20 protein-coding genes are annotated in these 23,310 nt (G+C 71.1%); 11 read left to right on the forward strand and 9 right to left on the reverse strand.

Annotation, left to right across the window (positions count from 1 at the left end; translation table 11 throughout):
- Window positions 1-52 precede the first annotated feature (52 nt).
- The gene (locus tag HFV08_RS00085) at window positions 53-640 is read right to left on the reverse strand and encodes a GNAT family N-acetyltransferase (RefSeq protein WP_168534654.1); all 588 of its coding nucleotides are present in this window, start codon (window positions 638-640) and stop codon (window positions 53-55) included.
- A gap of 312 nt (window positions 641-952) precedes the next feature.
- Between HFV08_RS00085 and secA the strand changes: the two genes are divergently transcribed.
- Complete coding sequence (gene secA / locus HFV08_RS00090) at window positions 953-3,754, forward strand: preprotein translocase subunit SecA (RefSeq protein WP_168534655.1); 2,802 nt, start codon at window positions 953-955, stop codon at window positions 3,752-3,754.
- A 413-nt stretch (window positions 3,755-4,167) separates the two neighbouring features.
- On the opposite strand, the gene HFV08_RS31240 is transcribed toward secA, so the two are convergent.
- On the reverse strand, window positions 4,168-5,127 hold the full coding sequence (locus tag HFV08_RS31240; protein ID WP_246341411.1) for an Rv3235 family protein: 960 nt from the start codon (window positions 5,125-5,127) through the stop codon (window positions 4,168-4,170).
- Window positions 5,128-5,530: 403 nt separating this feature from the next.
- Between HFV08_RS31240 and HFV08_RS00100 the strand changes: the two genes are divergently transcribed.
- From HFV08_RS00100 to HFV08_RS00110, 3 genes are all read left to right on the forward strand, one after another.
- Window positions 5,531-6,034 (forward strand): DUF6912 family protein, encoded by a 504-nt coding sequence (locus HFV08_RS00100; RefSeq protein ID WP_168534656.1) that lies wholly within the window; start codon window positions 5,531-5,533, stop codon window positions 6,032-6,034.
- Between the two features lie 114 nt (window positions 6,035-6,148).
- The gene (locus HFV08_RS00105) at window positions 6,149-6,823 is read left to right on the forward strand and encodes an HAD family hydrolase (RefSeq protein WP_168534657.1); all 675 of its coding nucleotides are present in this window, start codon (window positions 6,149-6,151) and stop codon (window positions 6,821-6,823) included.
- 517 nt (window positions 6,824-7,340) lie between these two features.
- Complete coding sequence (locus HFV08_RS00110; RefSeq protein ID WP_168534658.1) at window positions 7,341-12,278, forward strand: NAD-glutamate dehydrogenase; 4,938 nt, start codon at window positions 7,341-7,343, stop codon at window positions 12,276-12,278.
- A 111-nt stretch (window positions 12,279-12,389) separates the two neighbouring features.
- Here the strand turns inward: HFV08_RS00110 and HFV08_RS00115 are convergent, their stop codons facing one another.
- Window positions 12,390-12,836, reverse strand: a complete 447-nt coding sequence (locus HFV08_RS00115; protein WP_168534659.1) for a hypothetical protein — start codon at window positions 12,834-12,836, stop codon at window positions 12,390-12,392.
- Complete coding sequence (locus HFV08_RS00120; RefSeq protein ID WP_168534660.1) at window positions 12,833-13,273, reverse strand: ATP-binding protein; 441 nt, start codon at window positions 13,271-13,273, stop codon at window positions 12,833-12,835. The genes HFV08_RS00115 and HFV08_RS00120 overlap by 4 nt, the downstream gene beginning before the upstream one ends.
- A gap of 273 nt (window positions 13,274-13,546) precedes the next feature.
- Between HFV08_RS00120 and HFV08_RS00125 the strand changes: the two genes are divergently transcribed.
- The 6 genes from HFV08_RS00125 (at window position 13,547) to HFV08_RS00150 (ending at window position 16,558) form a co-directional block, all read left to right on the forward strand.
- Window positions 13,547-14,458 (forward strand): helix-turn-helix domain-containing protein, encoded by a 912-nt coding sequence (locus tag HFV08_RS00125; RefSeq protein WP_246341412.1) that lies wholly within the window; start codon window positions 13,547-13,549, stop codon window positions 14,456-14,458.
- On the forward strand, window positions 14,437-14,676 hold the full coding sequence (locus HFV08_RS00130) for a DUF397 domain-containing protein (RefSeq protein ID WP_312885232.1): 240 nt from the start codon (window positions 14,437-14,439) through the stop codon (window positions 14,674-14,676). Before HFV08_RS00125 ends, HFV08_RS00130 begins: the two co-directional genes overlap by 22 nt.
- Before the next feature lie 80 nt (window positions 14,677-14,756).
- A complete protein-coding gene (locus HFV08_RS00135; protein WP_168534661.1) occupies window positions 14,757-14,966 on the forward strand; it encodes a DUF397 domain-containing protein in 210 nt (69 codons plus the stop codon).
- Window positions 14,967-15,039: 73 nt separating this feature from the next.
- A complete protein-coding gene (locus tag HFV08_RS00140) occupies window positions 15,040-15,249 on the forward strand; it encodes a DUF397 domain-containing protein (RefSeq protein WP_168534662.1) in 210 nt (69 codons plus the stop codon).
- A 79-nt stretch (window positions 15,250-15,328) separates the two neighbouring features.
- Window positions 15,329-16,012: a class I SAM-dependent methyltransferase gene (locus tag HFV08_RS00145; protein WP_210429695.1), complete on the forward strand. Its 684-nt coding sequence runs from the start codon at window positions 15,329-15,331 to the stop codon at window positions 16,010-16,012.
- A 12-nt stretch (window positions 16,013-16,024) separates the two neighbouring features.
- Complete coding sequence (locus HFV08_RS00150; protein ID WP_078844886.1) at window positions 16,025-16,558, forward strand: DinB family protein; 534 nt, start codon at window positions 16,025-16,027, stop codon at window positions 16,556-16,558.
- A 147-nt stretch (window positions 16,559-16,705) separates the two neighbouring features.
- On the opposite strand, the gene galE is transcribed toward HFV08_RS00150, so the two are convergent.
- Both galE and HFV08_RS00160 read right to left on the reverse strand, forming a co-directional pair.
- Entirely contained in the window at window positions 16,706-17,683 is a 978-nt protein-coding gene (gene galE, locus HFV08_RS00155; protein WP_168534663.1) for a UDP-glucose 4-epimerase GalE, read from the reverse strand.
- A 233-nt stretch (window positions 17,684-17,916) separates the two neighbouring features.
- Window positions 17,917-18,456: a MarR family winged helix-turn-helix transcriptional regulator gene (locus HFV08_RS00160; RefSeq protein ID WP_246341433.1), complete on the reverse strand. Its 540-nt coding sequence runs from the start codon at window positions 18,454-18,456 to the stop codon at window positions 17,917-17,919.
- Between the two features lie 319 nt (window positions 18,457-18,775).
- Here HFV08_RS00160 and HFV08_RS00165 point away from each other — a divergent pair, with 319 nt between their 5' ends.
- A complete protein-coding gene (locus HFV08_RS00165) occupies window positions 18,776-19,186 on the forward strand; it encodes an organic hydroperoxide resistance protein (protein WP_168534665.1) in 411 nt (136 codons plus the stop codon).
- Between the two features lie 219 nt (window positions 19,187-19,405).
- Here HFV08_RS00165 and HFV08_RS00170 read toward each other — a convergent pair whose 3' ends face one another.
- The 3 genes from HFV08_RS00170 to HFV08_RS00180 all read right to left on the reverse strand — a co-directional run bounded on the left by HFV08_RS00170 (window position 19,406) and on the right by HFV08_RS00180 (window position 23,045).
- On the reverse strand, window positions 19,406-20,317 hold the full coding sequence (locus tag HFV08_RS00170; protein ID WP_168534666.1) for a carbohydrate ABC transporter permease: 912 nt from the start codon (window positions 20,315-20,317) through the stop codon (window positions 19,406-19,408).
- Window positions 20,314-21,600: an ABC transporter permease gene (locus HFV08_RS00175; protein ID WP_168535580.1), complete on the reverse strand. Its 1,287-nt coding sequence runs from the start codon at window positions 21,598-21,600 to the stop codon at window positions 20,314-20,316. The genes HFV08_RS00170 and HFV08_RS00175 overlap by 4 nt, the downstream gene beginning before the upstream one ends.
- Window positions 21,601-21,662: 62 nt before the next feature.
- A complete protein-coding gene (locus tag HFV08_RS00180) occupies window positions 21,663-23,045 on the reverse strand; it encodes an ABC transporter substrate-binding protein (protein ID WP_168534667.1) in 1,383 nt (460 codons plus the stop codon).
- Window positions 23,046-23,310 lie beyond the last annotated feature (265 nt).

The following is a 23,310-nucleotide window of genomic DNA, read 5'->3' on the forward strand; positions in this document are numbered from 1 at the left end:
CCGCCCGGGCGGGGATGTCCGGCCCCGGGGACCGGGCTCCGGCGGGCCCGGTTCAGGCGGCCGGGCCCGGTACGTAGGGCGCGTTGGCGGGCAGGTCGAGGTCGGCGGGCAGCAGGGAGCCCACCCAGCAGTCGCGGCGCGCGCCCCGGTGCTCCATGCCCGCGCGCTGGACGCCCTCCATGGTGAACCCGGCCCGCAGGGCGGTGGCGCGGGAGCCGTGGTTGCCGACCTCCGCGCGCCACTCGATGCGGTCGATCCCGGCCTCGGTGCAGGCCCAGCGGCAGACGGCGAGGGTGGCCTCGACGACGTAGCCCTTGCCGCGGTGCTCCCGGGCGGCCCAGAAGCCGACCTCGCCGGTGCCGGGGCCGCGCCGGGTCAGGCCGAGCATCGCGGCGAGCGGGCCGTGGGCGGCGCCCCGGCCGCGCGGGAAGACGCCGAAGGTGAACATGGACGCGTCGTGCCAGCCGTCGGGGACCATCTGGCCGGTGAACCCCGCGGCGTGCTCGTGGAGATAGGGCGAGGGGATCGTCGTCCAGTGCTGGATGTCGGGGTCCTGGCAGGCCTCGTAGACGGCCTGGGTGTCGTCGGGACCGACGGTGCGCAGCAGCAGGCGTTCGGTGGCGAGGGCGACGGGTTCCATGCGCCGATTGTGTGGGTGGTGCGAAGAGCGCGCCAAGGCTTTTCGCCGGGCGGGCGCATCCGGTCGCCGGGCGGGCGCGTCCGGCGCGTACCGGGCGCGTGCGGGCGGGGCGCGCGCCGCTGCGGGTGAGCGCCCGGTGACTTTCCGTGCGGGCCGGGCACCTTCCGGGACGCCCGTCCGTTGGCTCAGTACCGTGGGCAGTTGTCGTCGTCGCGGCAGACCTCCCGGCGTGGCGGGGTCCTCGCATACGATGGCCGTTGCCCGAAGTGAAATCGACCGTGCCAGGCCCGACCGGCAAGGAGAACACCCCCCGTGTCCGTCCTCTCGAAGATCATGCGTGCAGGCGAAGGCAAGATCCTGCGCAAGCTGCACCGCATCGCGGACCAGGTCAACTCCATCGAAGAGGACTTCACGGGCCTCTCCGACGCCGAGCTGCGCGCCCTCACGGACGAGTACAAGGAGCGCTACGAGGCGGGCGAGACCCTCGACGACCTGCTCCCGGAGGCCTTCGCCACGGTCCGCGAGGCCGCCAAGCGCGTGCTCGGCCAGCGGCACTACGACGTGCAGATGATGGGCGGCGCCGCGCTGCACCTCGGCTATGTCGCCGAGATGAAGACCGGTGAGGGCAAGACCCTGGTGGGCACCCTGCCCGCGTATCTGAACGCGCTGTCCGGCAAGGGCGTCCACCTGATCACGGTCAACGACTACCTGGCCGAGCGCGACTCGGAGATGATGGGCCGGGTCCACAAGTTCCTCGGCCTGGACGTCGGTTGCATCCTGGCGAACATGACGCCGGCGCAGCGCCGCGAGCAGTACGGCTGCGACATCACCTACGGCACCAACAACGAGTTCGGCTTCGACTACCTGCGCGACAACATGGCCTGGTCGAAGGAGGAACTCGTCCAGCGCGGCCACAACTTCGCGATCGTCGACGAGGTCGACTCGATCCTCGTCGACGAGGCCCGTACGCCGCTGATCATCTCGGGCCCCGCCGACCAGGCCACCAAGTGGTACGGCGACTTCGCCAAGCTGGTGACCCGGCTGAAGCGGGGCGAGGCGGGCAACCAGCTCAAGGGCATCGAGGAGACCGGCGACTACGAGGTCGACGAGAAGAAGCGCACCGTCGCCATCCACGAGTCCGGTGTCGGCAAGGTCGAGGACTGGCTGGGCATCGACAACCTCTACGAGTCGGTGAACACCCCGCTCGTCGGCTACCTGAACAACGCCATCAAGGCCAAGGAGCTGTTCAAGAAGGACAAGGACTACGTCGTCATGGACGGCGAAGTCATGATCGTCGACGAGCACACCGGCCGTATCCTCGCGGGCCGCCGCTACAACGAGGGCATGCACCAGGCGATCGAGGCGAAGGAAGGGGTGGACATCAAGGACGAGAACCAGACCCTCGCCACGATCACCCTGCAGAACTTCTTCCGCCTGTACGACAAGCTCTCCGGCATGACCGGTACGGCGATGACCGAGGCCGCCGAGTTCCACCAGATCTACAAGCTGGGCGTCGTGCCGATCCCGACGAACAAGCCGATGATCCGCATGGACCAGTCGGACCTGATCTACCGCACCGAGGTCGCCAAGTTCGACGCCGTCGTCGACGACATCGCCGAGAAGCACGGCCAGGGCCAGCCGATCCTGGTCGGCACCACCTCGGTCGAGAAGTCCGAGTACCTCTCCCAGCAGCTCAACAAGCGCGGCATCCGACACGAGGTCCTCAACGCCAAGCAGCACGACCGGGAGGCGACCATCGTCGCCCAGGCGGGCCGCAAGGGCGCCGTCACCGTCGCCACCAACATGGCCGGACGAGGCACCGACATCAAGCTCGGCGGCAACCCGGACGACCTCGCCGAGGCGGAGCTGCGCGGCCAGGGCCTGGACCCGGTGGAGCACGCCGAGCAGTGGGCGGCGGCGCTGCCCGCGGCCCTGGAGCGGGCCGAGCTGTCGGTGAAGGCGGAGTTCGAGGAGGTCACCGACCTCGGCGGGCTGTACGTCCTCGGCACCGAGCGGCACGAGTCGCGCCGTATCGACAACCAGCTCCGCGGCCGCAGCGGCCGCCAGGGCGACCCCGGCGAGTCCCGGTTCTACCTCTCCCTCGGCGACGACCTGATGCGCCTGTTCAAGGCCCAGATGGTCGAGCGCGTGATGTCGATGGCGAACGTCCCCGACGACGTCCCGATCGAGAACAAGATGGTCACCCGCGCCATCGCCTCCGCCCAGTCCCAGGTCGAGCAGCAGAACTTCGAGACCCGTAAGAACGTCCTCAAGTACGACGAGGTCCTCAACCGGCAGCGCGAGGTCATCTACGGCGAGCGCCGCCGCGTCCTGGAGGGCGAGGACCTGCACGAGCAGGTGCAGCACTTCATGGACGACACCATCGACGCCTACATCCAGGCGGAGACCGCCGAGGGCTTCGCCGAGGAGTGGGACGTCGACCGGCTGTGGGGCGCCTTCAAGCAGCTCTACCCGGTGAAGGTCACCGTCGAGGAGCTGGAGGACGAGGCCGGCGACCGCGCGGGCCTGACCGCCGAGTTCATCTCCGAGTCCGTCAAGGACGACATCCACGCGCAGTACGAGGCCCGCGAGGAGCAGCTCGGCTCCGAGATCATGCGGGAGCTGGAGCGCCGCGTGGTGCTCTCCGTGCTGGACCGCAAGTGGCGCGAGCACCTCTACGAGATGGACTACCTCCAGGAGGGCATCGGCCTGCGGGCGATGGCGCAGAAGGACCCGCTGGTCGAGTACCAGCGCGAGGGCTTCGACATGTTCGGCGCCATGATGGACGGCATCAAGGAGGAGTCCGTCGGCTATCTGTTCAACCTGGAGGTCCAGGTCGAGCAGCAGGTCGAGGAGGTCCCGGTCGAGGACGCGGCGCCCGCCCAGCAGGACGCCGTCCCCGCGGGCGCCCGCCCGGAGATCCGCGCCAAGGGCCTGGACGCCCCGCAGCGCCCGGACCGCCTGCACTTCTCCGCGCCCACGGTGGACGGTGAGGGCGGTGTCGTCGAGGGCGACTTCGCCGACACCCCGCCGCGTTCCGAGTCGGACGGGCTGACCCGCGCCGAGCGCCGCAAGCAGCAGCAGAAGGGCGGCAGCCGCCGCCGCAAGAAGTGAGCCGGGGCGGCCCGGACCGCGGGGCGGGAGACCGCGGATCCGGGACGCCGGACAGCTGACGCACAGGGACCGGTGGCCTCGGGGGCTGCCGGCCCCTTCGTCGTTCCGGGAGGCTTCCGACCTCCTCGCGGTCAGCTGCCCACGCCTTCGCGAGCGTGGGGGCGATGGGGCTCTTCACGGGATGAGGCCTTTGACGGGATAAGGCCGTTCAGGGTCGGTCTCTTCGCGGCGGTTCCTTGCGCGGCAGGTGCCCCACCCGGTACGGAGCCCGCCGCTCCCTCGCGGGCACCGGTCCGCCGCTCCCTCGCGATACGGGGTCTGCCGCTCCCGCGCGGTACGGGGCCCGCCGCTCCCGCGCAGTACGGGGCCCGCCGCTCCCGCGCGGTACGGAACGCGGCCCGGCCGGTCGGCGCTCAGACGGCGGCTCCCGACCGGTGCCGCCACCCCCGCTCCTGCTCCTGACCGTGCCCCTGGCCCTGCCCGTGCCCGTGCCCGTGCTCGTGCCCCTGCCCCTGACCGTGTCCCTGCCGGGGGACGGCGCCCAGTTCCACGGCCGTGCAGCGCCAGCGCAGATCGCGGCCCCGCTCCAGCCGGTAGGCCATGGCGCGCACCCTGCCGTCGGCGGCGATCCGGGCGAAGGCCTCCATGGCGCCCTCCTGCGGGACGCACCAGCCGAGGTCCCGCACCACCGGCGGCGGACCGCAGGTGCCGAGCGGCGTCCGCTCGGCGAGGGAGGCCAGCTCGTCGTAGGCGCTGGACGCGGTGTGGCGGAGCATCCAGTGCACCGGCCGCTGTCCGCTGAGCACCGCGAGCAGCCGCTCGGCGAAGGCCTCGGCGGGGTGCGGCTCGGGCGCCGGGGCCTGCCGCCGGGGCAGCGCGGCACCGGGGCGGCGGCCGTCGCGCCTGCCGGGGGGCCGGGTGCCGCTGCCGGGCCGCCGCCGGTTCCTCGCCATCACCTTGGCGAAGCCGTCCGCCTGCGCGAGGAGGTCGGCCTCGCGGGCCCGCGGAGTGGTGGCCGCCTCGGCGCCGGCGGGGGCGGCGCCCTGCGCGCTCGTGGCTGCGGCCGTGGCCCTGCCCGTGATCCTGGCCGTGGCCGTGGCCGCGGTCCTCCGCCCCGCCGCGAGGCCGGAGGCGGCCGGGCTGTCGGCGGCGGCTGGGCTGTCGGCGGCCGTGGCGTCGCGGACCGAGATGCCGTGAACGGCCGTCGTACCGCTGCCGGTTGCCCGGACGGTCGTCGCACCGCTGCCGCTCGTCCGGCTGGTCGTCGTACCGCCGTCGTTCGCCCGGCCGGTCGTCGTACCGCTGCCGTTCGTCCGGCCGGTCGTCGTACTGCCGCGGGTCGTCTGGAAGGTCGTCGTGCTGCTGTTGGTCATGGTGAGCCCCGTGTCCGGTCGGCCCGGGGGGTCCGGGCGCTGCCGTTTGCCGGGATCCTGGCCGAGGCGCCGGGGTGTGGCGAGCACCCCGTGTCCGTGGCGCGGGCGCCGGGAGAATTCACCTATCAGGATGAGCGGCGCGCGGCAGGGCCCGCGAGGACCGGGATCCGGGTGTCCGCGCGAGCCGCTTCCGGGGCCGGGGACACCGCCCCGAAGGGGGACTCCCGCACGTACCCTGGGAGCCGTCGCCGGGCGGGGTGTCCGTCCGGGAGGCGGCGCCGAGGCGCGTCACCGGCCGATGCGTACCGGCGGTGTCCGGAGCGCCCGGCGGATCCCGAGGGGCGTCACCGGCACGAACACCGCCACGAACAGCAGCGGAAACACGAGCAGAAAGCGGCCAGTCATGCGTGTCTATGTCCCCCTGACCCTCTCCGGCCTCGCCGAGGCGGCCAAGGCCGGAGAACTCGGACCGGGCCCGCTGACCGCGTACGCGGTGACCCCCGGCCTGCGCGAGTGGTACCTCTCCGACGACATCGAGGAGCTGGAGTACGCCGCCCTCAACCGCGCCGCCCTCGCCTCGCTGCGGCAGCTCGCGCTCGACCCGGCCGCGGTCCGCCGCCGGGTGGTCGTCGCGGTCGACGTGCCGGACGGCGAGGCGCAGGCCGACCCGGACCTCGGACTCGACCCCTCCTCGCTGGGTGAGGTGCGCCTGGCGCGTCCGGTCCCGCTGGCCAAGGCCGCCGCCGTGCACGTCGACTCCGAGGAGGCGGAGGCCGACGTACGGGCCGCCGCGGACGCTGTCGGGGCGGCGGACGTGGGCGACGACGACGCGCAGTTCACCGTGGACGGCGCCGAGGACCACGAACTCCTCTGGTACGCCACGCAGGAGATCCCGAACCTGATCTGACCGGCCGGGCCCGCCGCATCCGACCGGCCGGGCCCGCCGCCTCCCGGCCCGCCGTGAGCGAGGCCACGGACGGCGGGCGGGGCGTTGTCGGTGGGCCCGGGTAGGTTGCGGGGCATGGGGATGAAGCAGGCAAAGACAGGGCACATCGTCTGGGACTGGAACGGCACCTTGTTCCACGACATCGAGGCCGTGGTGGGCGCGACCAACGCGGCCTTCGCCTCGGCCGGGATAGACCCGGTGACCGTCGCGCAGTACCGCGAGCTGTACTGCGTGCCCATCCCCCGTTTCTACGAGCGGGTCATGGGCCGGCTGCCCACCGAGGCCGAGTGGCAGAGCATGGACGGGGTCTTCCACCGGCACTACACCGACCGGCGGGCGGCCTGCGCCCTCGCCGAAGGGGTGGAGGAGCTGCTCGGCGAGTGGTCCGCGGCGGGCCACAGCCAGTCGATCCTCAGCATGTACGGGCACGACGAACTGGTGCCGCTGGTACGCGGCTTCGGCATCGCCTCGCACTTCGTCCGCGTCCAGGGCCGCACCGGCCCCTCCGGCGGCAGCAAGGCGGAGCACATGGTCCGCCATCTGGCCGCGCTCGGCGGCGGCATAGCACCGGAGCGCACCGTGGTCATCGGTGACGCCGCCGACGACGCTCTCGCCGCGGCGCACGCCGGGGTGCGGGCGGTGCTCTACACCGGCGGCTCGCACGGCAGGGCCAGCCTGGCGGAGACCGGCGCCCCGGTGGTGGACAGCCTCGCCGAGGCGGTGGCCGAGGCCCGCCGGATGGCCGCCTGAGCACGCGACCGGCGCCGGGGCGCGCCCCCTCGTCGCCTGAGCGGAGACCCCGCCGCAGGGGCGCGTCCCCCGGGCGGCCGTATCCGCTCCCGGGCGCTTCGGGGCGGTGTACGGGAGCGGGCGGACAAGGCCACGGGTGGACGGGGGGACGGTACGGGTGGACAAGGAGGGTTTCTGTGCAGTCCGTCAAAATTGCGCTCCGGGTTTTGTACAGAAGCGGCTCATGACGGCGGGCCGGGTAAGGACGATAGCCTTGGGGCCGTGATCAGTGCGATATCCCGCAGGGGCACCGTCGCCCCTGCGCCGCACCCGGTACGCGTGGAGGATTCCCGCCGCCGGGCGTTCGCCGATCCCCGCGGGAACCGCGCCGTGCGAACGGCCGGGAGCCCCCCGCACCTCGCAGCGCGCGGCAGGACGTCCACCCCGAGCGGAGACCCCGCGCCATGGCGTCGATCCGCGCGTGCCGCACTATTTCCTTCTACGTCTCGCAATGGCGCGCGACAGGAGTCAGAGGACAATGCAGACCAAGCTGGACGAAGCCAAGGCCGAGCTGCTCGAAAGGGCCGCGCGCGTAGCTGAGAACAGCCCGGTCGGGGGGATCCTCCCGACCGAGGCGCAGGGCGCGAAATCCGACCAGGCCGCCGTACTCGCGTTCCTCCAGCGCTACTACCTGCACACCGCGGCCGAGGACTTCGTCGGCCGCGACCCGGACGACGTCTTCGGCGCCGCCTTCTCGCACCTCAGGCTGGCCGAGAATCGCCCCCAGGGCACCGCGAACGTCCGGGTGCACACCCCGACCGTGGAAGAGAACGGCTGGACCTGCAGCCACAGCGTCGTCGAGGTCGTCACCGACGACATGCCCTTCCTCGTGGACTCCGTCACCAACGAGCTGACCCGCCAGCACCGCGGCATCCACGTCGTCATCCACCCGCAGGTCGTGGTCCGCCGCGACGTCACGGGCCGCCTCCTTGAGGTGCTGACCTCCGCCACCGCCGGCGACCGGGGCACCCTGCCGCACGACGCGCTCATCGAGTCCTGGATCCACGTCGAGACGGACCGCGAGACCGACCGCTCCGACCTCAAGCAGATCACCGCCGACCTGCTGCGGGTGCTCTCCGACGCCCGGGAGGCCGTCGAGGACTGGGAGAAGATGCGCGAGGCCGCGCTGCGCATCGCCGAGGACCTGCCCGGCGAGCCCACCGCCGACGACCTGCCCGCCCAGGAGGTCGAGGAGGCCCGCGAACTCCTGCGCTGGCTCGCCGCCGACCACTTCACCTTCCTCGGCTACCGCGAGTACGAGCTGCGCGGCGACGACTCCCTCGCCGCCGTCCCCGGCACCGGCCTCGGCATCCTGCGCGCCGACCCGCACCACAGCGGCGAGGAGCACCCGGTCAGCCCGTCCTTCAGCCGCCTGCCCGCCGACGCCCGGGCCAAGGCCCGCGAGCACAAGCTGCTCGTGCTGACCAAGGCGAACAGCCGCTCCACCGTGCACCGGCCCTCGTACCTGGACTACGTGGGCGTGAAGAAGTTCGACGCCGAGGGCAATGTCGTCGGCGAGCGGCGCTTCCTCGGACTCTTCTCCTCGGCCGCCTACACCGAGTCGGTGCGCCGGGTGCCGGTGATCCGCCGCAAGGTCGAGGAGGTGCTGCGCGGCGCCGGGTTCTCGCCCAACAGCCACGACGGCCGCGACCTGCTGCAGATCCTGGAGACCTACCCGCGCGACGAGCTGTTCCAGACCCCGCCGGACGAGCTGCGCGCCATCGTCACCAGCGTCCTCTACCTCCAGGAGCGCCGCCGCCTGCGGCTCTACCTGCGCAAGGACGAGTACGGGCGCTACTACTCGGCCCTGGTCTACCTGCCGCGCGACCGCTACACCACCGGCGTACGGCTGCGCATCATCGACATCCTCAAGGAGGAACTCGGCGGCACCAGCGTCGACTTCACCGCCTGGAACACCGAATCGGTGCTCTCCCGGCTGCACTTCGTCATCCGGGTGCCCACCGGGACGGAGCTGCCGCAGCTCAGCGACGCCGACAAGGACCGTATCGAGGCCCGCCTCGTCGAGGCCGCCCGCTCCTGGCAGGACGCCTTCACCGAGGCCCTCTACGCCGAACTGGGCGAGGAGCGCGGCGCGGAGCTCGCCCGCCGCTACGCCAGTGCCTTCCCCGAGGGCTACAAGGCCGACCACTCGCCGCGCTCCGGCGTCGCCGACCTGGTGCACTTGGAGGCGATCCAGAGCGGCGCCAAGGACTTCGCCCTCTCGCTGTACGAGCCGGTCGGCGCCCAGCCCGGCGAGCGCCGCTTCAAGATCTACCGGGCGGGCGGCCAGGTCTCGCTGTCCGCGGTGCTGCCGGTGCTCCAGCGCCTCGGCGTGGAGGTCACCGACGAGCGCCCCTACGAGCTGCGCTGCGCGGACCGGCCCAACGCCTGGATCTACGACTTCGGCCTGCGGATGCCGAAGGCGCCCGGCCCTGGCGGCGACTACCTCGGCGACGACGGCCGGGACCGCTTCCAGGAGGCCTTCGAGGCGACCTGGAAGGGGCACGCCGAGAACGACGGCTTCAACTCCCTGGTCCTGCGCGCCGGTCTGAGCTGGCGGCAGGCGGTGGTGCTGCGCGCCTACGCCAAGTACCTGCGGCAGGCCGGTTCCACCTTCAGCCAGGACTATATGGAGGACACCCTCCAGAACAACGTCCACACCACCCGGCTGCTGGTCTCCCTCTTCGAGGCGCGCATGTCGCCCGACCACCAGCGGGCCGGCACCGAGCTGACCGACGGCCTCCTGGAGGAGCTCGACGGCGCCCTCGACCAGGTCGCCAGCCTGGACGAGGACCGCATCCTGCGCTCCTTCCTGACCGTCATCAAGGCGACGCTGCGCACCAACTTCTTCCAGGAGACCGAGGGCGGCAGCCCGCACGACTACGTCTCCATGAAGTTCGACCCGCAGGCCATCCCGGACCTGCCCGCGCCGCGGCCCGCCTACGAGATCTGGGTGTACTCCCCGCGGGTCGAGGGCGTCCACCTGCGCTTCGGCAAGGTCGCGCGCGGCGGCCTGCGCTGGTCCGACCGGCGTGAGGACTTCCGTACCGAGATCCTCGGCCTGGTCAAGGCGCAGATGGTGAAGAACACCGTCATCGTGCCGGTCGGCGCCAAGGGCGGCTTCGTCGCCAAGCAGCTGCCGGACCCCTCCGAGGACCGGGACGCCTGGCTCGCCGAGGGCATCGCCTGCTACCGCACCTTCATCTCGGCGCTGCTCGACATCACCGACAACCTGGTCGCGGGCGAGGTCGTACCGCCCGCGGACGTGGTGCGCCACGACGAGGACGACACCTATCTGGTGGTCGCCGCGGACAAGGGCACCGCCACCTTCTCCGACATCGCCAACGAGGTCGCCGAGAGCTACGACTTCTGGCTCGGCGACGCCTTCGCCTCCGGCGGCAGCGCGGGCTACGACCACAAGGGCATGGGCATCACCGCCCGCGGCGCCTGGGAGTCGGTCAAGCGGCACTTCCGCGAACTGGGCCACGACAGCCAGACCGAGGACTTCACCGCGGTCGGCGTCGGCGACATGAGCGGCGACGTCTTCGGCAACGGCATGCTGCTCTCCGAGCACATCCGCCTGGTCGCCGCCTTCGACCACCGGCACATCTTCATCGACCCGAAGCCGGACGCGGCCGTCTCCTACGCCGAGCGGCGCCGCCTGTTCGAACTGCCGCGCAGCTCCTGGGCGGACTACAACACCGAGCTGCTCTCCGCGGGCGGCGGGATCTTCCCCCGCTCCGCCAAGGCGATCCAGCTCAACTCGCATGTGCGGGAGGCCCTCGGCATCGAGAAGGGCGTCGCCAAGATGACCCCGGCCGACCTGATGCGGGCCATCCTCCAGGCCCCGGTCGACCTGCTGTGGAACGGCGGCATCGGTACGTATGTGAAGTCCTCGCAGGAGTCGAACGCCGACGTCGGCGACAAGGCCAACGACGCCATCCGGGTGGACGGCGCCGACCTGCGCGCCAAGGTCGTCGGCGAGGGCGGCAACCTGGGCCTGACCCAGCTCGGCCGGATCGAGTTCGCCCTCGGCGGCGGCCGGATCAACACCGACGCCATCGACAACAGCGCCGGGGTGGACACCTCCGACCACGAGGTGAACATCAAGATCCTGCTCAACGCGGTCGTCGGTGAAGGCGACATGACCGTCAAGCAGCGCAACAAGCTGCTCGCCGAGATGACCGACGAGGTCGGCAGGCTGGTGCTGCGCAACAACTACGCGCAGAACACCGCCCTGGCCAACGCCGAGGCCCAGTCGCCCTCGCTGCTCCACGCCCACCAGCGCTTCATGCGCCGCCTGGAGCGGGACGGGCACCTCGACCGCGGCCTGGAGTTCCTGCCCACCGACCGGCAGATCAAGGAACGCCTCGCGGGCGGGCGCGGGCTGAGCCAGCCCGAGCTGAGCGTGCTCCTCGCCTACACCAAGATCACCGCGGCGGACGAGCTGATCCGCACCACGCTGCCGGACGACCCGTATCTGCGCGGACTGCTGCTCGCCTACTTCCCGGCGGCGCTGCGCGAGCGCTTCCCGGAGCAGATCGACGGGCACGCCCTGCATCGCGAGATCGTCACCACGGTCCTCGTCAACGACACGGTCAACACCGGCGGTTCGACCTTCCTGCACCGGCTGCGCGAGGAGTCCGGCGCCTCCCTGGAGGAGATCGTCCGGGCGCAGCTGGCGGCGCGCACCATCTTCGGGATGTCCGAGGTCTGGGACGCCGTCGAGGGACTCGACAACATCGTGGACGCCGATGTCCTCACCCGGATCCGGCTGCACTCGCGGCGCCTGGTGGAGCGCGGCACCCGCTGGCTGCTCAACAACCGGCCGCAGCCGCTCCAGCTCCAGGAGACCGTGGACTTCTTCGCCGAGGGCGTCGCCGCGGTCTGGGTCGAGCTGCCCAAGCTGCTGCGCGGCGCGGACCAGGAGTGGTACCAGCGCATCCGCGAGGAGCTCACCGAGGTCGGCGTCCCCGACGAACTCGCCCAGCGGGTGGCCGGATTCTCCGCGGCCTTCCCGACGCTGGACATCGTCGCCATCGCCGACCGGATGGGCAAGGAACCGCTGGCGGTCGCGGAGGTCTACTACGACCTCGGGGACCGGCTGCGGATCAGCCAGCTCATGGACCGCATCATCGAGCTGCCCCGCACGGACCGCTGGCAGTCCATGGCCCGCGCCTCCATCCGCGAGGACCTCTACGCGGCGCACGCGGCGCTCACCGCCGACGTGCTCGCCGTGGGCAACGGCGGCTCCAGCCCCGAGCAGCGCTTCAAGGACTGGGAGGAGAAGAACGCCGCCATCCTCGGCCGCGCCCGCACCACCCTGGACGAGATCCAGAGCTCGGACGCCTTCGACCTGGCCAACCTCTCGGTGGCGATGCGGACGATGCGCACCCTGCTGCGGACCCACAGCTAGCCGACGGCCGCCCGTCCTCGGGCGGTTGCCACGGGAAGGGGGCGCCCCGCACCAGCCGGTGCGGGGCGCCCCCTTCCCGTGCCGCACCGGGCGGCAGGAGTCCCGTCCCCCTCAGAACCCCTCGGGCTCCGACCCGGTGAGGCCCGGGGCGGTACGGAGGCGGAGCAGGCCTCTTCCCCAGGTGGTGGCCGCGATGGGCAACCTCCGTACGGGCCCCGGCAGTTGAGGCGCGGTGGTCTGGGTGAGGAAGACGTAGCGGGTGCCGTCCTCATCTCTGGCGCAGAAGACGTAGGGCTCCCCGAGGGCCACGCAGTCCAGGGCCCAGCTGTGTTCGTCCGGGTCGATCGCCCAGGCGCGTACGGGGCGGGCGCAGGGAGGGGGAAGCTGGTCCGCGACGTGCTGCGCGCGGGCGTGCAGCCAACGCAGCGCCGAGCGAGGGGAGTTGGTGCGGTGCTCACCGAGCGGTATCCAGGAGCCGCCGGGCGTGTGGGCGGTGAGGCGGGCGCTGTAGGTGCCGCGGACCCGGTCTCGTAAGGGAGCTTCGTACAGCAGCGTCACGCGGTTGCCGCCTTCTTCACCAGCAGGCGCGCCCATACGGTCTTGCCGACTCCGAGGCGGGGTGCGACGCCCCAGGAGTCGGCGAGCGCGGTCACGAGGGCGAGGCCCCGGCCGGACTCGTCTTCTGGTCCGGCCTCCCTCATCGTGGGCTTCTCGTCGCTTGCGTCGGAGACTTCGAGGCGCAGCTCGGTCCCGTTCAACTCGAAGCGGACCAGGATCTCGTGCCCGGGGCGGGTCTTGGCGCAGAGGGCGTTGGTGGCCAGCTCGGAGAGCAACAGCACGGCGGTGTCGGTGACTTCGCCGTCCACCTGCCACAGGGCGAGCTGCTGGCGCAGGGCGTCGCGGGCGCGGGCGACGTTGCGGCGGTGGCGGGGGTACTGGTGGGAGACCGCCTTGACGGCGGCGGATGTTGCAGCTGGTACGGCACTTTCGGGCATGGCTCAACCCCTCGGGATCAGGCGACGGCGGTGCGCAGGGATGGGGAGCGGTCTCGCGGTCGTCCTCCCGCGGGAGAGACTTCGGCCGCTCTTCAGCAGGCATGCGTCACACAGGGTGAAGACATAGGTGTGACTTGATGCGCAGTCACATGTTCTGCCGCACTCAGCATGCTCCTTTTGGCGGTTGGGTTGCAACAAGGATGGCCGAGTTAGCAAGAAGTCGAACAGGCATCCCCATCGTCGGGCGCGTCAGGCACGTGCAACACTGCGTCCATGACCGAGAACCGCGCGTCGTCGCCTCAGGAACGTGCGACGCCGACCATCATGCGGCGTCGCGTCGGTGCTCAGATCCGTCGCTGGCGCGGCGAGTTGAAGTCGGGCGAGGCCGCCAAGCTGATGCCGGGCTGGGACACCACCAAGCTCAGCCGCATTGAGCGCGGGCTGTACCACATCTCGGGTGACGACGTGCGCACCTTCACCGCCAAGCTCGGCGTCGAGGACCCCGAGGGTGTGGAGGAAGTCGCCAGTGTGGCGGAGGAGCCGGCGGGTGGGGCGCACGGGTGGTGGAAGGCGTACGACAGCCGGGTGCCTGAAGCCCTGATCGACTTCGTGCAGCTCGAATCACGAGCTAGCAAGATCCGTATGTACCATCCCGTCGTGATCCCCGGGCTGCTCCAAACTCCAAGTTACGTGCGGGAGATCATCGGAGGCTCGCCCGCAGCGATTAGTCCAGAGCAGGCAGAGATCCTGGTCTCGATCCGTCTGGCGCGTCAGGAAGTGCTCACTCGCAGGGACAACCCGGTCGAGTTCCATGCGCTTGTGCCCGAGTCGGCGTTCCACGCCACCTTCGAGGCCGGACCCGGCGTCATGAAGGATCAGTTGCGGAAGCTGTTGGACGTATCCGAGCGTCCCAACGTGAGATTGCAGATTCTCCCGCTCACCGCCCACCCGACGTATGGATCAAACGGAGCGACAACGATCCTGACCTTTAAGCATCCTTGGGTGTCGGTGGTCAGCGTCGACAACCCCATGGGCGGCACCCACAGTGAAGATCCCGCTGAAATCGGCTTCATGGAGCGGGTGTTCACAGCAGCTGCCGACACTGCGCTTCCCGTGGACGAGTCACGGGACCTCATCACCGAGTACCTGGAAGGAAAGCCGAAGTGGCCAACAACAGAAGCCTGAGGGCGACCGATCTCCCCAGTGCCGACTGGCGGAAGTCGTCGTACAGCGGCGGCGAGGCAGGCCAGTGCGTCGAGATCGCCGCCAATCTCGTTGCTTCGCATGGCATGGTCCCCATCCGTGACTCCAAGGCCCCCACCGGCCCCATTCTGGGTCTTCGCGTTGACGCGTTCTCGTCGTTCGTGGCGGGGATCAAGGCGGGTCAGCTGGGTACCGTCTGATCGTCCGAGCGTTACAACGGCCCCGTCGTTATCCCTTAGCTGGGGTGTGGCGGGGCCGCTGTCAAGGGAAGGGTTTCTCGATGGCTGCCGATTCTCCTCGCTGGTTCAAGTCCTCCTACAGCGGTGGTGAGGGCAACTGTGTTGAGGTGGCTGACCTTCGCCGGTCGTCCTTCCCCGCTATCGCTGTCCGTGATTCCAAGAACCTCAGCGGTCCTGTTCTGGGTCTTCGCATTGGCGCGTTCTCGTTGTTCGTGGCGGGCGTCAAGGCTGGGCAGCTGGGTACCGTCTGAGCTGTACAACGGCCCCGTCGTTATCCCTTAGTTGGGGTGTAGTGGGGCCGATGCCTAGGGAAAGGGGTTCTTGATGGCTGCCGATTCTCCTCGCTGGTTCACGTCCTCGTACAGCGCCGGTGAGGACAACTGTGTTGAGGTCGCCGACCTTCGTCAGTCGCCCTTCCCCGTCATCGCCGTCCGTGACTCCAAGGCCCCCACCGGCCCCGTCCTAGGCCTCCGCGCCGACGCCTTCTCCTCGTTTCTCGCGGGCGTCAAGGGCGGGCGGCTCGGCGCCGTCTGAGCGTCCGGGGGCCGCGCGGCACCGGCGTCGTCACTCGTACGGGGGGGCGATGTCAGTGGCCTCGCGTACGTTTCCTCGCATGACGCCGACTGCCGACCCCGCTGCGACACCGACCCCTGAACCGCTGTATCTGACGGCCACCCGCACCTCCTACAGCGCCATCGCGGAGCCCTATCTGGACTACGCCCTGGAGGAGTTCGGGACCGAGCCGTACGGGCGGGCGATGCTCACCGCCTTCGCGGAGCGGATACGGGCGCGCGGGGGCGCCAGGGTGGTCGAGGTGGGCAGTGGCCCCGGGTACGTCACCTCCTATCTGCACGGGCTCGGCCTCGACATCTCCGGTGTGGACCTGGCCCCGGGGATGGTCGCCCTGGCCTCGCGGAGCTACCCCGGACTCCGCTTCACCGAGGGCACGATGACCGCGCTCGACCTGCCGGACGCCTGTCTCGGCGGGCTCGTCGCCTGGTACTCCCTCATCCACATCCCGCCGGAGCACCGACCGGGCGTCCTCGCCGAGTTCCACCGGGTGCTCGCCCCGGGCGGGTACCTCCAACTCGCCTTCCAGACAGGCCAGGAGGAGCCGCTCCACTTCGCCGAGGCCTTCGGCCACCCGGTCTCGCTCGACTTCCACCGCCTCGCGCCCGAGGACCTCACCGAGCAGCTGACCCGTACCGGATTCACGGTCCGCGCCAGCCTGGTGCGCGCCCCGGAGGAGACGGAACGGACCCCGCACGCCTACGTACTGGCGTGCAAGGAAGAGTGAAAGGTACAGGACATGAGTACGGGTACGACCCCGGACGGGCGCGCCGTCCCGCCGCCCCGGGCCGGTGAACGCGCCACCCTGGAGAGCTGGCTGGACTTCCACCGGGCCACGCTGGAACTCAAGTGCGCGGGCCTGGACGACGCCCAGCTGCGGCTCGCCCCGGTGCCGCCCTCCTCGATGACGCTCCTCGGCCTTGTCCAGCACCTCGCCGAGATCGAACGCAACTGGTTCCAGCGGGTGTTCGCCGGTCTGCGGGTGCCGCCGGTGTACGAGGAGGGCGGCCCGGACGCCTTCACGCTGAGCCCGGACCGGGGCATCGAGGAGGCGCTGGCCGCCTGGCGCGCCGAGGTGGCCCGGAGCCGCGAGATCACCGCCGCCGCCCTCCTGGAGGACACCGGCATACCGCCCGCGCCCGAGTCCGCGTACCTCGGAGAGGAGGGAGTCTCGCTGCGCTGGATCCTGGTCCATCTGATCGAGGAGTACGCCCGGCACAACGGCCACGCCGATCTGATCAGGGAGTGCCTCGACGGGGCCACCGGGGCCTGAGCGCGGGCGTCCGGCGCGGTCCGCGCCGAGCGGGCCGTGCCGCCCCAGCCCGGGGCCGGTGCCGCCTGCGCCGGGACCGTCACGCCTGCGCCGGGGCTCGTCATGCCTGGACCGGGGCCGTCATGCCGGGGCCGGGGGCCCTGCCGCCTACGGGTGGCGGTGCAGCCAGCCCGCCCAGGCGGAGGTGACCATGTCCCGGACGTCGTGGCGGGCCTTCCAGCCCAGCTCGGCGTGGACCCGGTCGGCGGCGGCGACCACCGAGGCCGGGTCGCCGGGGCGGCGGGGCGCGACCTCGGGGGCGAGCCGGTGGCCGGTGACCTCGCCGATCAGCTCGGTCATGGCGCGCACCGAAACACCTTCGCCGCGGCCGATGTTGAGGGTGAGGTCGGAGCCGGGCGCGCTCGCGGTGAGCCGCCGGGCGGCGGCCACATGGGCCTCGGCCAGGTCGCTGACGTGGATGTAGTCCCGTACGCAGGTGCCGTCCGGGGTGGCGTAGTCGTCGCCGAAGATGCGGGGGGCGGTGCCCTCGGTGAGCTTCTCGAAGACCATCGGGATCAGGTTGAAGACGCCGGTGTCCGCCAGCTCCGGGGCGGCGGCTCCCGCGACGTTGAAGTAGCGCAGGTTCGCGGTGGCCAGCCCATGGGCCCGGCCGGTCGCCCGCACCAGCCACTCACCGGCGAGCTTGGTCTCGCCGTACGGGGACATCGGCAGGCAGGGGGTGTCCTCGGTGACCAGACCGGAGGCCCCGGTGTCCGGCATGCCGTAGACGGCGGCGGAGGAGGAGAAGACGAAGGAGGGGACACCGGCCGCGGTCACGGCCTGGAGCACCGTGCGCAGGCCCTCGACATTGGTGCGGTAGTAGTGCAGCGGCAGCTTCACCGACTCGCCGACCTGCTTGCTCGCGGCCAGGTGCACCACGCCGGTGATCCGGTGCCGGGCGAGGGTGCGCTCCAGGAGGTCGTGGTCGAGGACCGAGCCCTCGACGAGGGGCACCTCGGCGGGGAGGCGGTCGGCGAGGCCGGTGGAGAGGTCGTCGTAGACGACGGCCTGCTCGCCCGCCGCGGTCATGGCGCGCACCACGTGCGCTCCGATGTAACCGGCCCCGCCGGTGATCAGCCAGGTCATGCTCTGCGTCCGCCTGTCCGTCTGCTGTGCTGTGCGTGCCGCCGTCTCCGGCAACCGTTCCGCCGGGAAGTGTGCCAGACGGGGCGGCTCCGGCGCCGTTCGCGGCCCGCCGGACAGGCCTGGTGCGGGGTGGCCCCGGGGGCGCGCGGCCGTGGCCTTCGGGGCGCCCGGCAGTCGCCGTCGCGGCACCCGGCCCTGGTCCCGGACGCGCGCGACGGTGGCCCCGGACCGCCTCAGCCGCAGCCCCGGCCTTCGGCGGTCCGAGCCGCGGTGCCGTTCTCGCCGGTGCCGCTCTCCCCGGCTGGTTCCCCGGCCTCCGCCCCGGCCTCGTCCTCGTCGCGGCCGGTCAGATCGACCCGGTCGAGCGCGTCGATCAGGCGGTCCAGGGTGCCGCGCAGGTCCCGCAGTTCCTCCAGTCCGAAGCCGGTGGCCCCGGCTATCCGGCGCGGGACACGCAGGGCCCGTTCGCGCAGGGCGGCTCCCTCGGGGGTGAGCCGGATGCCGACGGAGCGCTCGTCGCGGGTGCTGCGCTGCCGGGTGACGAGACCCGCCGCCTCCAGGCGCTTGAGCAGGGGCGAGAGGGTGCCGGAGTCGAGCCGCAGCTCCTCGCCGAGCCGCTTGACCGGCAGTTCGCCCCGCTCCCACAGGACCAGCATCACCAGGTACTGCGGGTAGGTGAGGCCGAGGTCCTTCAGGAGCACCCGGTAGACGCCGTTGAAGGCGCGCGAGGCCGCGTGCAGGGAGAAGCAGATCTGCCGGTCGAGGCGGAGCATGTCCCCGGCGGGCAGCTCGCCGGCGAGCACGGCCTCGGAGAGCGTCGGACCGGCGGCGGAGCCGGACGGGGCGGACGAGGCCGGGGAGCCGGACGGGGTCGGGGCGGGGGTCGGAGGGGGCGTCGCGGTCATGGATCCAGGGTAGCCCGGCACCTCCGGTACACGATTGAGTTGTGCACAACTTAGTTGCGTGCTCTACTGGAGCACGCGAAGCGGAGACGCCCGCGAACGGAACGAAGCGACCGACTGACGGAACGCACGGGCCAGTCGGCGGCACACCGACCGCGCAAGCAGACCAGCCAACAGAGGAGACCCCGCGATGGACGCGCTCTACACCGCAGTGGCGACGGCCAACGGCCGCGACGGACGGGCCGTGAGCTCGGACGGTCAGATCGACCTGCCGCTCGCCTTCCCGACCGCGCTCGGCGGTGACGGCAAGGGCACCAACCCCGAGCAGCTCTTCGCCGCGGGCTACGCCGCCTGCTACGCGAGCGCCCTCGGCCTCGTCGGACGGCAGGCCAAGGTCGACACCGGTGAGATCTCGGTGACCGCCGAGGTGGGCATCGGCGACGACGGCGACGGTTTCGCCCTCAAGGTCACCCTCCGCGTCGAACTCCCCGAGAACCTGTCCGGCTCCGTCGGCGAGGACCTCGTCCACAAGGCCCACCAGGTCTGCCCGTACTCCAAGGCGACCCGGGGCAACATCCCGGTCGACCTCGTCATCGAGTAGCCGGCCTCATGGCGGGCCCCGGCGCCGGACCGTGCGCGGCACGGACGAACGGCGTAGCGGGAGCGGCCCCGCCGATGCCACCCACGCCAGAGGGGCGGACCGGTCACCCGGTCCGCCCCTCCGTCCTGCCCTGCTGTCCCGCCCGGAGGCGGGGGAGTGCTCAGCGCTCCCCTCCCGTATCGCGGCGGGGGAGTGCTCAGCCCTGCTCGGTGCCCCGCGTCACTTGACGGCGCCCGCCATGACCCCGGTGACGAACTGCCGCTGGAAGGCGAAGAAGACCGCCAGCGGGATCACCATGGAGATGAAGGCGCCCGGTGCCAGGACGTCGATGTTGTTGCCGAACTGGCGGACCTGGGTCTGCAGCGCCACGGTCACCGGCTGGTTGCCGGGGTCCGCGAAGATCAGCGAGACCAGCATGTCGTTCCACACCCACAGGAACTGGAAGATCCCCAGCGAGGCGATCGCCGGTCCGCCGAGCGGCATCACCACGCGGAAGAAGAGCCGCAGCTCACCGGCGCCGTCGAGGCGGGCGGCCTCCAGGAGTTCCCGGGGGATCTCCGCGAAGAAGTTCCGCAGCAGGAAGACCGCGAACGGCAGGCCGAAGCCGGTGTGGAAGAGGACCACCCCGAACACCGAGCCGAAGATGCCGAGGTCGCCGAAGAGCCGCGCGATCGGCAGCAGGGCGACCTGGACGGGCACCACGAGCAGGCCGACCACCCCGAGGAACCACCAGTCCCGGCCGGGGAAGTCCATCCACGCGAAGGCGTACCCGGCGAGCGAGCCGACCACGACGACGAGCAGCGTCGCCGGGACCGTGATGATCAGCGTGTTCCACAGCGAGTCGGTGATCTGGGAGTTGTCGAGCAGCTTGGAGTAGCTGTCGAAGGTGATCTGCGAGGGCTCGCCGATCAGGTTCCACCAGCCGCTGTCGGCGGTGTCCTCGGGCGTGCGCAGCGAGGCGAGCAGCAGCCCGACCGTGGGCGCCAGCCAGAGCAGGCCGACCATGATCAGGAAGATCCGCAGGAAGCCGCCTCCCGCCGCACCGGCGATCCGGGAGGCCACCGAGGGCTTCGCCAGGCCGCTGCGTTCGGCGGCGGGGGCGCCGTCGAGGACCTCAGTCTGTGCGGTCATCGCCGTCCCTCCCGCTTCAGCCGCCGGATGTTGAAGAGCATCACCGGCACCACGAACAGCAGCAGCACGACCGCGATGGCGCTCGCGATGCCGGGTTGCTGGTCGGAGAAGGCCGAGCGGTAGAGCTGCAGGGCGAGCACATTGGCGTCGTCCTGCGAGGAGCCCGGCGGGATGATGAACACCAGGTCGAAGATCTTCAGTACGTTGATCATCAGGGTGACCAGGACGACCGCGAGCACCGGCGCCAGCAGCGGCACGGTGATCCGGCGGAACACCTGCCACTCATTGGCGCCGTCCACCCGCGCCGCCTCCAGCAACTCCCGTGGCACGCCCGCGAGTCCGGCCGCGATGAGCACCATCGCGAAGCCGGCCCACATCCATACGTAGCTGCCGATGACGGCGGGGGTGACGAAGGACGGGCCGAGCCAGTCGACGCCGTTGTAGGCCTCGCGGAAGTTGGAGGCGGGCAGGCGCAGTTTCGCGCCGTCGGCCTCCTTCGGCAGGGTGAAGCTGCCGTCGCCCGCGGTGGTGGTGGAGGCCACCACCTTGCCGTCCGCGCCGACCGCCTCGACCTTCATCCCGGAGTAGCCGGACTCGGTGGTGTCCACCGCGCCGAGCTTCCCGGCACCCTTGCCGCGGGTGAAGTCCTGCCAGGCGATGCCGGTGACCTTGCCCGGGTCGGTGGAGACCGCCTTGGCGGGCTCGGTGCCGTCCGGCATCTCGTCCGGGGCGACACCGACCAGCGGCAGCAGGGCGCTCTGGCCCGCGCGTACCGGCTCCTTGGTGAGGAAGGCGCCGCCCTTCTCGGGCACCAGCGGCGAATCGCGGCCGGGGTGCGCCTTGGGGAAGGCGGAGGACTCCTGGAAGGTGTCGTGGACGCCGACCCACACCGCGTTGGCGACGCCCTTCTCCGGGTCCTGCTCGTAGACGAGGCGGAAGATGATCCCGGAGGCGAGCATGGAGATCGCCATCGGCATGAAGATGACCAGCTTGAACGCCGTCGCCCAGCGCACCCGTTCGGTGAGCACCGCGAAGATCAGGCCGAGCACGGTGGCCACCGTCGGGGCGAGGGCCACCCAGATCAGGTTGTTCTTCAGTGCCGTCAGGATGGTGTCGTCGGTGAAGAGTTCCCGGTAGTTGTCCAGGCCGACGAAGGAGTTTCCGGACCGGTCCAGGAAGCTGTGGACCAGTGAGTACCCGATCGGGTAGACCACGAGCGCGCCGAGGAGCACGAGCGCGGGCAGCAGGAAAAGCACCACCAGGCTCTTGCGGGTCCCCGTCACGCTCTTGCGCACGTGGGGTGCGGGAGGCGCCTCGGCGCCTCCCGCCACTGCCGACTTCACCCTCAGTCCTTGTAGGCCTTGGCGGCGCCGGCTTCCAGGGTCTCCTGGGTGCCCTTGACGTCCTTCGGGTTCTTCAGGAAGTCCTGGAGGGCCTTCCACTCACCCTTGCCGGGCGTGCCGCCGAAGGACTGCGGCGCCTGGTCGGACATGTCGAAGCGGAAGTCGTCGCCCGCCTCGATGAGCGCCTTCGCCATCGAGCGCTGCACCTCGTTCGGGTAGGCGGCGAGGTCGACGTTCTTGACCGGCGACAGGAAGCCGCCCTGCTTCGCCCAGATCTCCGCGGCGTCCGGCGAGGCGAGGAAGGTGAGCAGCGCCTGCCCGGCCTTCGACTCCTTCAGCAGGACGGCCGCGTCGCCGCCGCTGACCACCGGCGGCTCGTCGCCGACGGCCGGGAAGGGGAAGACCTTCGCGTCGGTGCCGACCTTGGCCTCGGTGTCGGCGATGTTGACGCCCACGAAGTCGCCCTCGAAGACCATGCCCGCCTTCGGCTGCTCGCCGCCGGTGAAGGTCTGCGTCACGGAGGCCGGGAACTCGGTCTGCAGGGCGCCGTCCGCGCCGCCCGCGACGTAGTCCTTCTTGCCGAACAGCGAACCCAGCGTGGTCAGCGCGTCCTTGACGGACGGGTCGGTCCACTTGATCTTGTGGGTGGCGAGCTGGTCGTACTTCTCCGGGCCCGCCTGCGAGAGGTAGATGTTCTCGAACCAGTCGGTGAGGGTCCAGCCGTCCGCGCCGCCGACCGAGACCGGGGTGACGCCCGAGTCGTAGACGGTCTGCGCGGTGCCGAGGAAGTCCTTCCAGGTCTTCGGCTCCTGGGCGCCCGCGTTCTCGAAGACCTTGGCGTTGTACCAGACCAGCGACTTGTTGGCGGCCTTGAAGTAGACGCCGTACTGCTTGCCGCCGACCTTGCCGAGGTCCTGCCAGCCCTTGCTGTAGTTCTTGGCGAGCTGCTTGACCGCCTCGGGCCCCGCGGGCTTGGCCCACTTCTTGTCCACGGCCTGCTGGATGGCGCCGACCTGCGGCAGCATCGCGATGTCCGGCGGGGAGCCACCGGCTATCTTCGAGCCGAGGAAGTTGATGATGGGGTCCTGCGCCGGTACGAAGGTGACCTGCGCGCCGGTGCGCTTCTCGAACTCCCCGAGCACCTTCTTGAAGTTGGCCTGCTCGGCGCCGGTCCACACCGCGGCGACCTGGATCTTCTCGCCGTCCAGCTTGGGCAGCGGCACGGTGGAGGCGCTGTCCTTGCCCTTGTCCGCCTTGTCGTCGCTGTCGTCGTCGCCGCCGCACGCGCTGAGCGTGAGGGCGAGCGAGCCGGCGAGGACCGCCGCCGCGGCTCTGGCGGTGATGCGGCCGCTGCCGGTGTGTCGTGCCTGTCGAAGAGTGCGCATTGTGCCCCGTGTCTTCATGTTCTGCACGCGCGTCCGCGCGTGACGGCGAGCCGTTGTCCCGTAACGGTCTGGTCTACGCCCGCGTGGACGACGGCGGCAAGGGCTTCTGCGAGGTCACGGTCATGATCGTGACGGGGTCGTGATCTGCGGCGGTGCCAAGGGCCCACAAGTCTCTGATCACCGCACACACGGGGCACTTGGGACCCAGCGGAACAGGGGTTGCGCACGCCTTCGGGAAGGAGATAAGGCCCGGTCGGGGCCGCCG

This window comes from Streptomyces physcomitrii (genome assembly GCF_012273655.1).
Taxonomy (GTDB): domain Bacteria; phylum Actinomycetota; class Actinomycetes; order Streptomycetales; family Streptomycetaceae; genus Streptomyces; species Streptomyces physcomitrii.

Coding starts and splice junctions, on each gene's coding strand:
- HFV08_RS00170 (WP_168534666.1), bottom strand. CDS start 20,317: ATGACCGCACAGACTGAGGTCCTCGACGGCGCCCCCGCCGCCGAACGC.
- HFV08_RS00145 (WP_210429695.1), top strand. CDS start 15,329: ATGACGCCGACTGCCGACCCCGCTGCGACACCGACCCCTGAACCGCTG.
- HFV08_RS00165 (WP_168534665.1), top strand. CDS start 18,776: ATGGACGCGCTCTACACCGCAGTGGCGACGGCCAACGGCCGCGACGGA.
- HFV08_RS00135 (WP_168534661.1), top strand. CDS start 14,757: ATGGCTGCCGATTCTCCTCGCTGGTTCAAGTCCTCCTACAGCGGTGGT.
- HFV08_RS00125 (WP_246341412.1), top strand. CDS start 13,547: ATGACCGAGAACCGCGCGTCGTCGCCTCAGGAACGTGCGACGCCGACC.
- HFV08_RS00105 (WP_168534657.1), top strand. CDS start 6,149: ATGGGGATGAAGCAGGCAAAGACAGGGCACATCGTCTGGGACTGGAAC.
- galE (WP_168534663.1), bottom strand. CDS start 17,683: ATGACCTGGCTGATCACCGGCGGGGCCGGTTACATCGGAGCGCACGTG.
- HFV08_RS00100 (WP_168534656.1), top strand. CDS start 5,531: ATGCGTGTCTATGTCCCCCTGACCCTCTCCGGCCTCGCCGAGGCGGCC.
- HFV08_RS00150 (WP_078844886.1), top strand. CDS start 16,025: ATGAGTACGGGTACGACCCCGGACGGGCGCGCCGTCCCGCCGCCCCGG.
- HFV08_RS00110 (WP_168534658.1), top strand. CDS start 7,341: ATGCAGACCAAGCTGGACGAAGCCAAGGCCGAGCTGCTCGAAAGGGCC.
- HFV08_RS00180 (WP_168534667.1), bottom strand. CDS start 23,045: ATGCGCACTCTTCGACAGGCACGACACACCGGCAGCGGCCGCATCACC.
- HFV08_RS00140 (WP_168534662.1), top strand. CDS start 15,040: ATGGCTGCCGATTCTCCTCGCTGGTTCACGTCCTCGTACAGCGCCGGT.
- HFV08_RS00160 (WP_246341433.1), bottom strand. CDS start 18,456: ATGCTCCGCCTCGACCGGCAGATCTGCTTCTCCCTGCACGCGGCCTCG.
- HFV08_RS31240 (WP_246341411.1), bottom strand. CDS start 5,127: ATGACCAACAGCAGCACGACGACCTTCCAGACGACCCGCGGCAGTACG.
- HFV08_RS00085 (WP_168534654.1), bottom strand. CDS start 640: ATGGAACCCGTCGCCCTCGCCACCGAACGCCTGCTGCTGCGCACCGTC.
- HFV08_RS00120 (WP_168534660.1), bottom strand. CDS start 13,273: ATGCCCGAAAGTGCCGTACCAGCTGCAACATCCGCCGCCGTCAAGGCG.